At 72.9% G+C, this 13,430-nt stretch carries 16 protein-coding genes; 5 read left to right on the top strand and 11 right to left on the bottom strand.

Annotation, left to right across the window (positions count from 1 at the left end; translation table 11 throughout):
- Positions 1-29 precede the first annotated feature (29 nt).
- Positions 30-758 carry a DUF3558 family protein gene (locus IH45_RS0115580; RefSeq protein ID WP_030667416.1) on the bottom strand — a complete coding sequence of 243 codons (729 nt, stop codon included), beginning with the start codon at positions 756-758 and terminating at the stop codon, positions 30-32.
- Between the two features lie 272 nt (positions 759-1,030).
- A complete protein-coding gene (locus tag IH45_RS0115575) occupies positions 1,031-1,921 on the bottom strand; it encodes a hypothetical protein (protein WP_030667413.1) in 891 nt (296 codons plus the stop codon).
- A 160-nt stretch (positions 1,922-2,081) separates the two neighbouring features.
- On the opposite strand from IH45_RS0115575, the gene IH45_RS0115570 reads away from it, so the two are divergent.
- The gene (locus tag IH45_RS0115570; RefSeq protein WP_030667411.1) at positions 2,082-3,275 is read left to right on the top strand and encodes an RtcB family protein; all 1,194 of its coding nucleotides are present in this window, start codon (positions 2,082-2,084) and stop codon (positions 3,273-3,275) included.
- 61 nt (positions 3,276-3,336) lie between these two features.
- Here IH45_RS0115570 and IH45_RS0115565 read toward each other — a convergent pair whose 3' ends face one another.
- From IH45_RS0115565 to IH45_RS0115550, 4 genes are all read right to left on the bottom strand, one after another.
- Complete coding sequence (locus IH45_RS0115565; RefSeq protein ID WP_030667408.1) at positions 3,337-3,753, bottom strand: RNHCP domain-containing protein; 417 nt, start codon at positions 3,751-3,753, stop codon at positions 3,337-3,339.
- A 16-nt stretch (positions 3,754-3,769) separates the two neighbouring features.
- Positions 3,770-4,198, bottom strand: coding sequence for an RNHCP domain-containing protein (locus tag IH45_RS0115560; RefSeq protein WP_030667405.1), 429 nt, complete (start codon positions 4,196-4,198; stop codon positions 3,770-3,772).
- A 364-nt stretch (positions 4,199-4,562) separates the two neighbouring features.
- Complete coding sequence (locus IH45_RS0115555; RefSeq protein WP_030667403.1) at positions 4,563-5,345, bottom strand: SDR family NAD(P)-dependent oxidoreductase; 783 nt, start codon at positions 5,343-5,345, stop codon at positions 4,563-4,565.
- 59 nt (positions 5,346-5,404) lie between these two features.
- Complete coding sequence (locus IH45_RS0115550) at positions 5,405-5,740, bottom strand: YnfA family protein (protein WP_030667402.1); 336 nt, start codon at positions 5,738-5,740, stop codon at positions 5,405-5,407.
- 72 nt (positions 5,741-5,812) lie between these two features.
- Here IH45_RS0115550 and IH45_RS0115545 point away from each other — a divergent pair, with 72 nt between their 5' ends.
- Positions 5,813-6,541 (top strand): AAA family ATPase, encoded by a 729-nt coding sequence (locus tag IH45_RS0115545; RefSeq protein ID WP_030667399.1) that lies wholly within the window; start codon positions 5,813-5,815, stop codon positions 6,539-6,541.
- Positions 6,542-7,106: 565 nt separating this feature from the next.
- On the opposite strand, the gene IH45_RS0115540 is transcribed toward IH45_RS0115545, so the two are convergent.
- The gene (locus IH45_RS0115540) at positions 7,107-8,642 is read right to left on the bottom strand and encodes an FAD-dependent monooxygenase (protein ID WP_050514879.1); all 1,536 of its coding nucleotides are present in this window, start codon (positions 8,640-8,642) and stop codon (positions 7,107-7,109) included.
- Positions 8,643-8,739: 97 nt separating this feature from the next.
- On the opposite strand from IH45_RS0115540, the gene IH45_RS0115535 reads away from it, so the two are divergent.
- From IH45_RS0115535 to IH45_RS0115525, 3 genes are all read left to right on the top strand, one after another.
- Positions 8,740-9,327 (top strand): TetR/AcrR family transcriptional regulator, encoded by a 588-nt coding sequence (locus tag IH45_RS0115535; protein ID WP_030667393.1) that lies wholly within the window; start codon positions 8,740-8,742, stop codon positions 9,325-9,327.
- Between the two features lie 95 nt (positions 9,328-9,422).
- Positions 9,423-9,929: a cupin domain-containing protein gene (locus IH45_RS0115530; protein WP_030667392.1), complete on the top strand. Its 507-nt coding sequence runs from the start codon at positions 9,423-9,425 to the stop codon at positions 9,927-9,929.
- Positions 9,926-10,711, top strand: coding sequence for an SDR family NAD(P)-dependent oxidoreductase (locus tag IH45_RS0115525; protein ID WP_030667390.1), 786 nt, complete (start codon positions 9,926-9,928; stop codon positions 10,709-10,711). Before IH45_RS0115530 ends, IH45_RS0115525 begins: the two co-directional genes overlap by 4 nt.
- Positions 10,712-10,718: 7 nt before the next feature.
- Here IH45_RS0115525 and IH45_RS0115520 read toward each other — a convergent pair whose 3' ends face one another.
- From IH45_RS0115520 to IH45_RS0115505, 4 genes are all read right to left on the bottom strand, one after another.
- Complete coding sequence (locus IH45_RS0115520) at positions 10,719-10,922, bottom strand: hypothetical protein (protein ID WP_234440553.1); 204 nt, start codon at positions 10,920-10,922, stop codon at positions 10,719-10,721.
- Between the two features lie 81 nt (positions 10,923-11,003).
- Positions 11,004-11,516, bottom strand: coding sequence for an STAS domain-containing protein (locus IH45_RS0115515; RefSeq protein WP_158813097.1), 513 nt, complete (start codon positions 11,514-11,516; stop codon positions 11,004-11,006).
- A 204-nt stretch (positions 11,517-11,720) separates the two neighbouring features.
- Entirely contained in the window at positions 11,721-12,575 is an 855-nt protein-coding gene (locus tag IH45_RS0115510) for a serine hydrolase domain-containing protein (RefSeq protein ID WP_030667382.1), read from the bottom strand.
- 62 nt (positions 12,576-12,637) lie between these two features.
- Positions 12,638-13,189, bottom strand: a complete 552-nt coding sequence (locus IH45_RS0115505) for a hypothetical protein (RefSeq protein WP_078897590.1) — start codon at positions 13,187-13,189, stop codon at positions 12,638-12,640.
- Positions 13,190-13,430: the final 241 nt, after the last annotated feature.

Genomic DNA, 13,430 nt, shown 5'->3' with positions numbered 1-13,430 from the left:
CTGCCCGGGACCGGGGAGGGTTCGTCGCGCTACTGGTTGGCCTTGGCGACCGAGGTGACGGCCTCCTGCGTGGCGGACTCGGCGAGCTTGAGGAGGTCGCTGGGGTCGGGGGCGTCGGCGCCGGCCAGGCCCGCGCCGTTGTAGTTGACGGTGACCACGACGTTCGCGGTGCGGGCGATCACCGTCTGGTTCTTGAAGTCGTCGTCCTCCTTCTTCAGGTCGTACGTGGTCCAGGACGCCTCGTCACCGGTGCCCTCGACCGCGCCGGTCTTGACGTTCTTGGCGCCCTGGGTGGCCTTGGCCGTGTCGACCTGCTTCTTGTAGAAGTCGGTGGCGCGCTTCTCGCCGGTGCCCAGGGTCGGGTCGGAGTCGTAGCGCTGGAAGCCGATGTCCAGCCAGCGGTACTGGGTGCCGTCCACGCCCTGCTCGTCGGAGCTCTTCCAGGCGCAGTAGCCGCGGGCCATGGCGTCGGAGGACTTGCCCTGCTCGCCGTCCTCGTTCTTGGTCTTGGGCACCAGCTTCTTGAGCGTGTCCTTGGACACGGCCTGGCAGGGGTTGGGCAGCTTCTTCATCTTGGCGGGCGTGACGCTGGGCGAGGCGCTGCCGCCCTTGCTCGGCGAGCTGCTCTTCGGCGCCGCGCTGCTGCCCGGGTCCTTCTTCTTGTCGCCGGAGTCGTCGGAGGAGCAGCCGGCGACGAGCATCACCGGTACGGCTGCGCAGGCGAGGAGGCTGGCGAGTCGCTTGGCTGAACGGTGCATGGTTCCTTCGCTGTTCGTCGTCGTTCGGCGCGTCGGTGGGACGCCGTCGGGCACCGCGTACGGTCCGGGCGCGGGCCGTACGCGGTACGTCCTTCGGGGCGCGTGGCGGCGTTGCCGCGCGTGGGGCTCGGGGGCACACGGTACGCGGCACAGGGCGGCCGAAGGGCGATTCGTGACGTTACTCGCCGGACAAAGCGGACTGATCGTCGAAGCGATCCGGGCTGATCGCTGGAGCGGTCCGCCCTGGTCGCTGATCGCCGGAGCGGTCCGCCTCAGTCGTTGAAGCGGTCCGCCAGCTCCTGGGCCAGTGCCTGGGCCTTGTCCTGGAGGTCCTTGCTGTCCGGCAGGGACGCCTTGTCGGCCGACCACTGGTCGTAGGCGATGGTCACGATCACGTTCGAGGAGCGGAAGACGATCGACACGTCGCGGTGCACGCCGCTGTCCGCGGTGATCAGCTTGTCGTTGAGGAAGGCCGCGTCGGCGAGGCCGTCCAGGACGCGCGGGGCGACGGGGGAGCCGGACGCCGAGCTCGGGTCCGTACTCGGGCCCGTGCTCGGTGAGCCGGACGGGGAGCCCGTGGGGGCGGGGGACGCCTTGCCGCCGGCGGTGACCTTTCCGGTGCCCTGGCCGTCCCCGTCGGTGCCGTGCTTGCCGTCCCCGCCCTTGTCCCCGGTGCTGGGGGTGGGCTTCGCGCTGCCCGAACCGCCCGGCAGCTCGGCGGCCAGCTCCTTCTTGGCGTAGACGTTCTGCGCCTTGTCGTCGTCGCTGACCGCGGGGTCGTAGGAGACCACCCGCTCGAAGTCGAGGCTGAGGTGGCGGGTGCCGTCGGGGGCCTCGCGCTTCCAGCGGCAGCCGACGCGCCGGTCCGTGTCGTACGTGATGTCGGCGGTGCCCGCGTAGACCTTCTCGGCGTCCTGCGGGCTCTCCCCGCCGCCGGGCGGCAGCAGCCGGCGCAGCGTGTTCTTGGACGGCAGGCCGCAGGGCTCGGGGAGCGTGCGGTATTTGCCGGGTTCGGCGGACTGCGTGGTGGCGGCGGTGCCGCCGCCCTTGGTGTCACTGGTGCCGCCGCCGGAGCCCGGGCCGCCGGTGCAGGAGGTGAGCGTGGCGGCCAGCGCGGCCGCGGTCGCCAGCGCGGCCCCCGGTACGAACGACCTTCGCTGCACCTGACCGGCTCCTTCCGTAGGAAATCTGGTTGCCTCGGCCCGACGGCAGATGGACACAATGTCTACCGCACGTTCTGCCGCATACGCCGGTCCCCTGTCCTTGATCAGGCTTCTTGTCCGGCTTTTGCTATTTATTGTTTTTCGGGGGAATGGGGAAGTTATGTCGTACACCGAAGTGCCCGGAGCGAAGGTTCCGATCCGGATGTGGACGGATCCGTCCACGGTCGAAGGCGTGGCCATGCAGCAGCTGCACAACGTGGCCACCCTGCCATGGATCAAGGGCCTGGCCGTGATGCCGGACGTGCACTACGGCAAGGGTGCGACGGTCGGCTCGGTGATCGCCATGCACGGAGCGGTCTGCCCGGCCGCCGTCGGTGTCGACATCGGCTGCGGGATGAGCGCCGTGAAGACCTCCCTGACCGCCAATGACCTCCCCGGCGACCTGTCCCGGCTGCGGTCCAAGATCGAGGAGGCCATCCCGGTCGGGCGGGCCATGCACGACGACCCGGTGGACCCGGGCCGGCTGCACGGCCTGGCGACGAGCGGCTGGGACGACTTCTGGGGCCGCTTCGACGGGGTCGCGGAAGCGGTCAGGTTCCGGCAGGACCGTGCCGTCAAGCAGATGGGTTCGCTCGGCGGCGGCAACCACTTCATCGAGTTCTGTCTCGACGAGACCGGCTCGGTGTGGCTCATGCTGCACTCCGGCTCCCGCAACATCGGCAAGGAGCTGGCCGACTTCCACATCGGCCGGGCGCGGGAGCTGCCGCACAACCAGGGCCTGGTCGACCGCGACCTCGCCGTCTTCATCGCGGACACCCCGCAGATGGCGGCGTACCGCAACGACCTCTTCTGGGCGCAGGAGTACGCCAAGCACAACCGCGCGATCATGATGGCGCTCTTCCAGGACGTCGTGCGCAAGGAGTTCAGGAAGGCGAAGCCGACGTTCGAGCCGGTGATCTCCTGCCACCACAACTACGTGGCGGAGGAGCGGTACGACGGCATGGACCTGCTGGTTACCCGCAAGGGCGCGATCCGCGCCGGGAGCGGCGAGTACGGCATCATCCCCGGCTCGATGGGCACCGGTTCGTACATCGTCAAGGGCCTCGGCAACCCGGCGTCCTTCAACTCCGCCTCGCACGGCGCGGGCCGGAAGATGAGCCGCAACGCCGCGAAGAAGCGTTTCTCGACGCGGGACCTGGAAGAGCAGACGCGGGGCGTGGAGTGCCGTAAGGACTCCGGCGTCGTGGACGAGATCCCGGGCGCGTACAAGCCGATCGAGAAGGTCATCGACCAGCAGCGGGACCTGGTCGAGGTGGTGGCCAAGCTCAAGCAGGTGGTGTGCGTGAAGGGCTGACCGCGCGCACTCCCGGGCCGGGGCCCCGGGCCGGTTTCCGCCGGTCCGGGGCCCCGGCGTTTCACAAGGTGAGCAGCGCCCGCACGGGTCTGCTGGTGTCCGCCAGAGGGCGGACGGCCAGCCGTACCAGGGCCAGCGCGTTGTCGTCGCCCGCGGTGCGGTTGGTGCTCAGTTCACCGCAGGCCAGGCACTGGTGGACCAGCAGCCATTCGCCGTTCTGCCGGGTGGCCAGGCACAGTGCCCGCATCCGGCCGCCGCAGTCCGCGGCCCGGTCGCCCGGGACGCGGCGGTCCACGTGGCGGCTGGTCAGGCAGTGCGGGCAGTGGTTGCGATGGGCGGTGCCCGGTGCGGCCAGGGGCACTTCCAGGCGGCAGCCCAGGCAGCGGAACGCGTCTCCGGGCGCGCCGCCGGGGCCGTGCAGGACGTCCTTGGGCCGCTGGGCGCGGCGCCGCTGTACGGCATTGCTGCGTCGTGGCATGTCGTCGCCCCCCGCCCTACAGGTCGCCGAACGCTTCGAGCGGGAACGGCGGCGAGGCCAGCGGCCGGACCGCCATCCGCATCAGGATCAGCTGGTTGTCGTCCGGCGAGACCGGGTTGGAGGTCAGCTCGTCGCAGCGGGTGCAGCGGTGGACGACCATCCAGTCGCCGGTGCGCAGCACCGCGATGGCGATCGGCGACATGCGGCCCTGGCAGGTGGACGGGCCGCCCTCGACGGCGTCGTGCACATGCTGGGAGTGCAGGCAGCTGGGGCAGTGGTTGCGGCGGTTGCCGTCGGGGCCGAGCGTGGTGACGGTCAGGCCGCACCGTACGCAGGTGAAGGTGTCGGTACGCGGCTGCGGACGGGAACCGTGGGGCGGGCGGGAACTGCTGGAACCGTGGGACGAGTGGGAACTGCTGGAACCGTGGGAGCTGTTGGACAGCACTCGGGGACTCCTTGCCGGAATGTGTCTGGAAAAGGCAGTGGGAGCAGGCCGAGCGGCCTCGGTCGTACGGGCACGTACGGGCAGCGGGCGGCACCGCCCGGAGGCGGGTGCGGCCGGGGCCGTGCCGGCAGGGCGGACGACAGCCGGTGACAGCGGAGGTCAGCGGCGGGATGCGTCCGCGCGGTGGTGAGGCGCGCTCAGCGCCGGCCGGGGCATAGACACTGCTTTCCAGGGCGGGGCCCGAGTGAGAGGACACGTGCGGCGGCAGCGCGCACGTGCGGTGGCTGAAGGAAACGGTACGGGCGGGGGCGGCCGCGGCGCCAACGGTTTTCCGGCGCCGTGACCGCCCCCGCCCGCGACGGCCTCAGGCCGTCCGGTGCACCTTGTGGTTGGCCGCCTGGGCGCGCGGCCGTACGACGAGGAGGTCGATGTTGACGTGGGCGGGGCGGGTGACGGCCCAGCCGACGGTGTCGGCGACGTCGTCGGCGGTCAGCGGCTCGGCCACACCCTCGTACACCTTCGCCGCCTTGGCGGCGTCGCCGCGGAAGCGGGTGGTGGCGAACTCGTCCGTCCTGACCATGCCGGGGGCGATCTCGATGACGCGTACCGGCTCGCCGCACAGCTCCAGCCGGAGCGTCTCGGCGATGACGTGCGCGCCGTGCTTGGCGGCGACATAGCCGCCGCCGCCCTCGTACGTGCCGTGGCCCGCCGTCGAGGAGACGACGACCACCGTGCCGTCGCCGGAGGCGGTCAGGGCGGGCAGCAGGGCCTGCGTCACGTTCAGCACGCCGAGGACGTTGACCTCGTACATCGTGCGCCAGTCGGCCGGGTCGCCGGTGGCGACGGGGTCCGCGCCCAGCGCGCCGCCGGCGTTGTTGACCAGCACGTCCACCGACTCGTGGCGCTCGCCGAGATGGGCGGCGAAGGCGTCCACCGCGGCACGGTCGGTCACGTCGAGCTGGTACGCCTCGGCGTCCGGCAGCTCGGCGGCCAGCGCCTCGATGCGGTCCTTGCGGCGGGCGGCGAGGACGACGCGGTAGCCGTCCGCGGCCAGCCGGCGGGCGGTCGCGGCGCCGATGCCGCTGCTGGCTCCGGTGACGACGGCGGTGCGGGTGCGGGCGGCGGGCACGTCGGGTACGGCGGTCATGCGGCGGCTCCTCGGGCGCGGCGGGCGGCAAGCGTGGTACGTACGCAGAATAGGCGCGCTCAGCGCCCCCGCGGCGCGTACATGATCACGGCCATCCCGGCCAGGCAGATCAGCGCGCCGGCCACGTCCCAGCGGTCGGGGCGGTAGCCGTCCGCGACCATGCCCCAGGCCAGCGAGCCGGCCACGAAGACGCCCCCGTACGCGGCGAGGATGCGGCCGAAGTCGGCGTCCGGCTGGAGCGTGGCGACGAAGCCGTACGCGCCCAGGGCGAGCACGCCCGCGCCGATCCACAGCCAGCCGCGGTGTTCGCGTACGCCCTGCCAGACGAGCCAGGCGCCGCCGATCTCGAAGAGGGCGGCGAGGACGAAGAGGGCGGCGGAGCGGGCGGGCAGCATGATCACAGGGTAGGCAGCGGGGCCGGCAGCCGGTGCGGGGCCGTTGTCAGTGGCGTGTGAGAGCTTCGAGACATGCTCATCGAACGCGCATACGTGAATCGCTCCGCGGAAGCCGTGGCGGAGAGCGGGGACCACTGGCCCTGGACGGTCCCGTGCGTGCGCTGGTTGGCCGAGGACGGGCTGAAATTCGGCGCGCCGGTCACCTTCCTCGTGGGCGAGAACGGCTCCGGCAAATCGACGCTGGCCGAGGCCCTGGCGGAGGGCTTCGGCCTCGATTCCTACGGCGGCTCGGCCGGTTACAAGTACGCCAGTTCGCGTGCACCGTCCGAGCTGGGCGTCGCCGTCCGCTTCGACGCGACGGCGGTGGGCCGCCGCATGATCCGCGGTCCGCGCACCCGCCGCCGCGGCTTCTTCCTGCGTGCCGAGACCGCGTGGGACGCGCTCGCCCGGGAGCGGCTGTCGGGCGTGCCCGAGGCGATGAGCCATGGCGAGAGTTTCCTGATGGCCTTCCGGGAGAAGTTCCGGCAGCCGGGGCTGTATGTGCTCGACGAGCCCGAGGCCGCGCTGTCGTTCACGTCCTGCCTGGAGCTGGTCGGCGTGCTGGAGGAGCTGAGCCGCGGCGGCGCCCAGGTCATCTGTGCCACGCATTCGCCGCTGCTGACGGCCTTGCCCGGCGCGGACATAGTCGAGGTCGGTGCGCACGGCATGCGCTCGGTGGCCTGGGAGGAGCTGGCCCTCGTCGACCACTGGCGCCGCTATCTCACCGACCCGCGCGCATATCTGCGGCACATCATCGGCTGAACCGGCGTCACCGCTGGGGCGCGGCGTCTCCGAAATGGCCGGTGCTGTCCGCCGGCGAATGTCCGAAAGCGGGCGTTGACGGAAAAGGAGAACGCTCCGGCGGCCGTCGCTGCGTGAAGGACGAACCACTGGCCAAAAACCGTACGGTGCGTCACAACCCGCTGGCGGGCCCCTTGTCACGAAACATGTGAGTCCTTAGATTCCCCTTCTACCGGGGGGCGCAACGCTGATCGGCGAGCGGCGAGGACAGCGGGAAAACGCGGCTTTCGCCGGTCGGTGCACAAAGGTGACCCACCCCGAATTCCGCGGCGTATCCGGTACACCGGCGCATCCCGCGGTTCCCGGGGCACGGTTTCACCTCCCATCACATGGCGACCGCACCGGACTTCGGTGGCGGGCGGCGCGACCGGGCAGCTGCGGGATCCGGTCCGGCCGCCAGGCCCGGCAAGCGTCCGGCGCGTCCGGCCCGGGGACGGCCGGGCGCGACGGACGGCGCGGACCCGTCCCCCGTTCATGGCCGGGGGACGGGCCGCGCGGGCCGCACCGGGTGCGCGCGATGTGGTGGTCACGGCCGGGCCGCGGTGCGGGCCGCGGCCCGGCCGGCGCCCGTCCAGCGGACCAGGGCACCACGCAGCGACTCGGCGCGTACGTCCGGGTCGGTGGCGTCGGTGGCCCAGGCGACGTAGCCGTCGGGGCGTACGAGCAGCGCGGTGCGCCGGTCGCCGGCCCAGGCGGCCCGTACGAGACGGGGGTCCTTCCCGTCCCCCGGTACCTTCTCGTCCTCCGGCGTGACCAGTACGAACGCCCCGCCCCGCAGCGCCTCGTGCAGCCGGGTGCCGCCCGCCAGCCGGAGGTCGGGGGCGCGCTTGCCCGCGAGCGGGTGGGAGCCGCGTCCGGCCGGGTACGCGATGCCCACGCCGCTGATCATCATCATCGCCCGGTCCGCGAGCGGCGGCACCGAGTTCAGGAGCCGGGCGAGCGTCGCCCGCAGCACCCGCTGCGGCCTGCTGCGCAGCTGGGCCAGCCGGATGACGGCGCCGCTGCTGCGCAGCACCATCTTGCCGACCGGGTGGCGTTCGGCGTGGTAGCTGTCCAGCAGGCTGTCGGCCGCGTCGCCGCGCAGCACCGCGGCCAGCTTCCAGCTGAGGTTGGCGGCGTCCTGGAGCCCGGTGTTCATGCCCTGGCCGCCGGCCGGGGAGTGGACGTGCGCGGCGTCGCCGGCGAGGAAGGCGCGGCCGACCCGGTACCGGGGGACCTGGCGCTCGTCGCTGTGGAAGCGGGACGTCCAGCGGACGTCGTGCAGGCCGTAGTCGCTGCCGAGCGCGAGCCGCATGTACTCGCGGATCTCGTCGGCCTCGACAGGAGTGTCCTCGGGGACCCGGCGGCGCTGGTCCCAGCCGATGACGCGGTACCAGCCGTCGCCGAAGTTGCTGACGAGCGCGAAGGCGTCGTCGGTGGCGTTGGCGACGAGCGGGACGGTGGGCCGCTCGTCGAGCCGTACGTCGGCGAGCACGACGGAGTCCACCACGGTCCGGCCGGGGAAGGGCAGGCCGAGGGCCTGGCGGACGGTGCTGTGCACACCGTCCGTGCCGACGAGATAGGCCGCGCGGTACGTCGTGGCGGCCCCGTCCTCCTCCTGTACGTGGACGTCGACGCCGTCGGCGTCCTGGTCCAGGCCGGTCACGCGGGCCCCGTACCGGAAGGTGACGCCGGCCTTCTGCGCGCGCCGCTCCAGCAGCGCTTCGACCTCGTACTGCGGGGTGATCAGCACGAACGGGAAGCGGGAGGGCAGCCGGGACGGCTTCATGTCGGCGGCGGCGAAGAGCCGCAGACGCGCCAGCGGGTGGCCGGTCGCGACGAGTTCGTCGGCGAGGCCGCGGGCGTCGAGCTGTTCGAGGCTGCGGGCGTGCACGGCCATCGCACGGGTGAGGTTGCTGATCCCGGGGGCGCGGCGCTCCAGCAGCGTGACGCGCAGCCCGGCGACGGCGAGGTCGCCGGCGAGCAGCAGTCCGGTGGGGCCGGCGCCGACGACGATGACGTCGCTGTCCGAGGTGGTGTGCGGGGAGTCCTGGTCGTTGATGGTGCCGGGCTTGCGGGTCATGCCGCCTCCAATGCCAACGCATGTTGGTCAACGCTTGTTGGCAACGATAGGCCCGGCTTCCTGGCGAGTCAACGGTTGTTGGCCTACAGTCGTGGGCATGGTCGACACCGCCCCCTCCGAGCCGCAGGAGCGCCCCCGCCGCTCCGACGCCACCCGCGCCGCGATCCTCGACGCCGCCCGCGACCGCTTCGCCGCCGACGGCTACGAGCGCGCCACCATCCGCGCCATCGCCAAGGACGCGGACATCGACCCGTCGATGGTGATGCGCTACTACGGCAACAAGGCGGGCCTGTTCGCGGCCGCCTCCGAGATTGACCTGCGGCTGCCGGACCTGGCGGCCGTGCCGCGCGACCGGCTCGGCGAACAGCTCATCCGGCACTTCCTCGACCGCTGGGAGGGCGACGAGACGCTGACCGGGATGGTGCGCGTCGCCGTCACCAACGAAGCCGGCGCCGAGCGGCTGCGCGACGTCTTCACCGAGCAGATCAGACCGGCGCTCGCCGCGATCTGCCCGGCCCCGGAAGAGCTCGACTCCCGCGCGGCACTGATCGGTTCCCAGCTGGTCGGCATGGGCCTGCTGCGCTACATCCTGATCCTGCCGCCCGCCGCCGCCCTCCCCCGTGAAGAGGTCGTCGCCTGGCTGGCCCCCACCCTCCAGCGCTACCTGACCGCCGAACACCCGTAAGGGCCCGGCGAGGCACCTGGGCGATCTCCCGGACGCGGCCGCCCCACCGTGCCTACGGTGGGGGCCGTACCAGCGAGGGAACGGGAAGGAGACCCATGTCCCGGCACACTTCCGTGACGCCGCCCTCCCCCGAGGCACTCGTCGAGCTGTACGGGCTTGAGCCGCTGCCCAGGGAAGGCGGGCGCTACCGGCGCACGTGGGCGGGCCCCGGGCGCCCCGACGGCCGCCCCGAGGGCTCCGCGATCGTCGTGCTGCTCACCGCGGAACCCGGCGACTACAGCGCCCTGCACCGCCTGCCCACCGACGAGGTCTGGCACTTCTACCTGGGCGACCCGCTTACGCTGCTCCTCCTGGAGCCGTCCGGCGGCACCCGTACGGCCGTCCTCGGCCCGGACGTCCTGGGCGGCCAGCACGTCCAGTTCACGGTGCCGGCCGGCACCTGGATGGCTGCCGAGGTCGCCGACGGCGGCGCCTGGTCGCTCTTCGGCTGCACCATGGCGCCGGGTTTCACCTTCGAGGACTACGAGCACGGGAACGCCGCCGAACTGGCCGCGCGCTACCCCCGGGAGGCAGCGCGGATCACCGCGCTGAGCCGCCCGTGAGCGCGCCGCGGGACAACTGCGCACTGCCGTCCCTCGCAGGCCAGGTCGCCCTGGTCACCGGCGCGGGCGGCTGCCTCGGCACCGGCATCGCGCTGCGCTTCGCCGCCGCGGGCGCCGCAGTCGTCGCCCACTACCGTACGAACGCCTCCGCCGCCCAGACGCTCGTAGCCCGCATCGAGGAGCAGGGCGGCAGCGCGCTGGCGGTCCGCGCCGACCTGTCCGCGGAGGAGGAGTGCCACCGCCTGGTGCGTACGGCGGCGGACTGGCGCGGCCGGCTCACCGCCCTGGTCAACAACGCGGGCGTACAGCCCGACCAGGACCTGGCGGGCATGACCGTCGCCGACTGGCGCGCCGTCAACGACACCAACGTCCTGAGCACGTTCGCCTGCACGCAGGCCGCCGCCGAGGTGATGCGGGACGGCGACGGCGGATCGATCACCCACATCGCCTCCATCCAGGCACACCGGCCCGCCCCGGCACACGCCCACTACTGCGCCTCCAAGGCGGCCGTCGTGATGCACGCCCGCTCGGCCGCGCTGGAGTACGGGCCCGACGGCATCCGCGTCAACAGCGTCTCGCCGGGCCTGATCGACCGCGCAGGGCTGGCGGAAGCCTGGCCCGACGGCGTGGCCCGCTACCGGCAGGCGGCCCCGGCCGGACGGCTGGGCCGCCCCGGGGACATCGGCGACGCGTGCGTCTTCCTCGCCTCGCCGATGGCCGCGTGGGTGACCGGCCACGACCTGGTGGTGGACGGCGGGGTGTCGGCCCGGCCGACCTGGTGACCGCCGCCTACTTGCCCTTTGCCGCGCCGCCGCGTTCCCTGCGGTAGCGCCGGTCCCAGCGGTCCTGGCGGATCCGGCGTTCCCGGTAGGCGCGGTACTCCGCGTCGTAGCTCAGGTAGCCCTGGCGGTAGCGCACGGCGAGGTAGGCCAGGACGGCGGTGGCCACCCACCACACCGGATTGGCGAACCAGCCGGCGACGGCTGTGATCACTATGGAGACGAGAAGGAGCGGAAACACCGCGCACCTCCCACGAGCGGCTCGGGCCGGGAGCGTTCCGCCCGGAACGCTTCCCTAAGCGGCGGCCCCCTCGGGCGGGCCGGGCGGGCCGACGGCGGCGGTCCCGGTCGCGGTGTCCAGGCCGGGGAAGACCGGCAGCAGCCGGTTCAGCCCACTGGCCTGCAACGCCGCGCGGGCGGCGGGACTCGGCAGGACCAGTCGCAGGTCACCGCCCTGGGAGCGGGCCCGCCGGGCCGCGGCGACGAGCGGGCCGAGGGCGAGCGGGCAGCAGACGGTGACCTCGGACAGGTCGACGATCAACAGGCTGCCCGGGGCACGGGGCAGGCGCCGCAGTCTCTCGCGCAGGGTGGGCAGGGTGGCCAGATCCATCCGCCCGCGCACGATGAGGACCGCGAAGTCCGGGTCCGCACCCTCGGCCGGGGGCGCCGCGTCCGGCCGGCGCTGCGGCTGGCCGTCCGCCACCGGCGTCCGCTGCGGTCCGCACCGGGCACGGGACCGGGGCGGCGGCACCCGCGAACCCACCGCGCCGACGCGCGGGGAGTCGAGGGATGTTCCGGGGTCTGCCATCACCACGCGCCTCCTCGGTGCGGACTGGACTGCCACGCTGCCGGGGACTCGGGCTGCCCCTCAAGCGTAGTGCGGGGCGCGTGGCCCGAACAGCGTGCGTGAGCGATCCGGACGGCACGGGTGACCGACGGCCCCGCTACGGGAGCGAGGTGAGGCGCCATCACCCGCGACGGTGCTGACGGCACCGCACCACCACCCCGTCACCTACCGCCCGGCGTCCGCCTTCCCGTCCCTCAGCAGCCGCACCCCGGCACGGTCGGCCTCGTCCGGCCCGGCGTCGAGGCAGTGCACGACCACCCACGTACGGTTCTCGCGGTGCAGCCCGGCGAAGACCTGCGCGTCGCGGGTGCCCCCGTTGTGCCATATCAACGCCCCGTTCTGACGCCAGGTCAGCGCCGGTGGCCCCAGCACCTGGTCGACCAGCAGCCCGCGGACCAGTTCGGCGACGGCCGGAAGCGTGGCCCAGTAGCCTCCGGCGGGCAGCACCGCGCCGTCCGTCGCCCATGGGGCACGTGGCCGCCCCCACCGGCTGGTGCCGGTCAGCCGCCGCTCGGCGGGCGGCCGGGCGGTCATCTCCTGGATGCCCAGCGGGTCGAGCACGCGGCGCTGTACGACCTGCTCGTACGGCTCCCCGGCGGCAGCGGCCAGCGCGGCGCCGAGGACGGCGTAACCGAAGTTGGAGTACTCCTCGGCGGTGCCGGGGGCCGTGGTGGCCAGCGTGTCGAGGCGGCCGACGAGGGAGCGCAGCGCGGCCGCGTCGAAGCGGCGGTACGGGTCGCGGCGCGGTAGGAACAGCGGTGGCAGCCGCGGCAGGCCCGATGTGTGCTCCGCCAGGTGGCGCAGGGTGATGCCGGTGCCGCGGGGCGCGTCGAGCCAGCGCTCCACCGGGTCGTCCGGCGACAGCACGCCGTCCGCCGCCAGCCGGTCCAGCGCCGTCCCGGTGAGCACTTTGGTCAGCGAGCCGATCTCCACGTACGCGTCCGTACGGTGGCCGCCGGTCAGGCGGGGCGGGGCAGCGGGGGTGAGTACTGCGGTGCGGGTGCGCTGTCGTAAGGCCATGGGCGCACGGTACGCGGCCGGGGCCACCCGGCCCCGGCCGCCCCTTCAGCGGATCGCGCGCGTCACGGCCACACCAGGCAGTACGCCTGATGCCCCGCCTCGTGCAGCCGGTGGGAGAAGTCCTGCCACTCGTGGAGCAGCTGGTAGACGGTGAAGGCGTCGCGGGGGCCGCCGCGGTCGGGGACCGTGGACCAGATGAAGGCCGCGGCGCCGACCGACTCTTCGCCGACGCCGCGCAGCGGGTCGACGACCGTCATGGGGAGTTTGACGACGGCGTAGTCGGGGTGGAGGACGACCAGTTCCAGCGGGGGGACCTTGTGCAGCGGTATGCCTTCTATACCGGTGAGGACCATCGCGGCCATCGTCTCCGGTTTGATCTTCGTGAACATGCCGCCCATGCCGAGCTCGTCGCCGCCCAGCTCCTCCGGCCGCATCGAGATCGGCACCCGCGCCGCCGTGGCACCGTTCGGCGCGCCGAAGTACTTGTACGTCACCCCCATGCGGCCGCCTCTGCTTCCCCCGCCCTTGGTCTCCTCGCGCCGGTGGCGGCCCCGCTGGGCGCGCTCAGGTCCCCGGTCATCGGTGCCCTCGCCCAGTTCGCCACCGCGATGCATATCTCCACCCGACCACTCGCAGCCCCAGCCGCGCAACCCGATCATCGTCTCAGAGACCTCCCCCGTCACCGGCGCGTGAAACGCCCCGCCGCGCGCCCCCGTGCGCCTCTGAGACCATTGCTTGCGTGACTTACTCGTACGTTGCCCCAGTTTTGCAGACTCGCGGGGTCTGACACCTGGTCGAGAGCGAGGGGATTCCCGCTTCGTTGTCAGTCCGGGTGCCGCCGCAAGCCGTCGCCCC

This window comes from Streptomyces rimosus subsp. rimosus (assembly GCF_000720725.1).
Classification (GTDB): Bacteria; Actinomycetota; Actinomycetes; order Streptomycetales; family Streptomycetaceae; genus Streptomyces; species Streptomyces rimosus_A.
Note: the sequence above shows the minus strand (reverse complement) of the source record. Positions and strands in the feature narration are given on the sequence as shown.

Bases quoted from the DNA above. Each gene is read 5' to 3' on its own strand.
- IH45_RS0115580 (WP_030667416.1), bottom strand. From the start codon at position 758: ATGCACCGTTCAGCCAAGCGACTCGCCAGCCTCCTCGCCTGCGCAGCC.
- IH45_RS0115570 (WP_030667411.1), top strand. From the start codon at position 2,082: ATGTCGTACACCGAAGTGCCCGGAGCGAAGGTTCCGATCCGGATGTGG.
- IH45_RS0115565 (WP_030667408.1), bottom strand. From the start codon at position 3,753: ATGCCACGACGCAGCAATGCCGTACAGCGGCGCCGCGCCCAGCGGCCC.
- IH45_RS0115555 (WP_030667403.1), bottom strand. From the start codon at position 5,345: ATGACCGCCGTACCCGACGTGCCCGCCGCCCGCACCCGCACCGCCGTC.
- IH45_RS0115550 (WP_030667402.1), bottom strand. From the start codon at position 5,740: ATGCTGCCCGCCCGCTCCGCCGCCCTCTTCGTCCTCGCCGCCCTCTTC.
- IH45_RS0115545 (WP_030667399.1), top strand. From the start codon at position 5,813: ATGCTCATCGAACGCGCATACGTGAATCGCTCCGCGGAAGCCGTGGCG.
- IH45_RS0115540 (WP_050514879.1), bottom strand. From the start codon at position 8,642: ATGACCCGCAAGCCCGGCACCATCAACGACCAGGACTCCCCGCACACC.
- IH45_RS0115535 (WP_030667393.1), top strand. From the start codon at position 8,740: ATGGTCGACACCGCCCCCTCCGAGCCGCAGGAGCGCCCCCGCCGCTCC.
- IH45_RS0115530 (WP_030667392.1), top strand. From the start codon at position 9,423: ATGTCCCGGCACACTTCCGTGACGCCGCCCTCCCCCGAGGCACTCGTC.
- IH45_RS0115515 (WP_158813097.1), bottom strand. From the start codon at position 11,516: ATGGCAGACCCCGGAACATCCCTCGACTCCCCGCGCGTCGGCGCGGTG.
- IH45_RS0115510 (WP_030667382.1), bottom strand. From the start codon at position 12,575: ATGGCCTTACGACAGCGCACCCGCACCGCAGTACTCACCCCCGCTGCC.
- IH45_RS0115505 (WP_078897590.1), bottom strand. From the start codon at position 13,189: ATGCATCGCGGTGGCGAACTGGGCGAGGGCACCGATGACCGGGGACCT.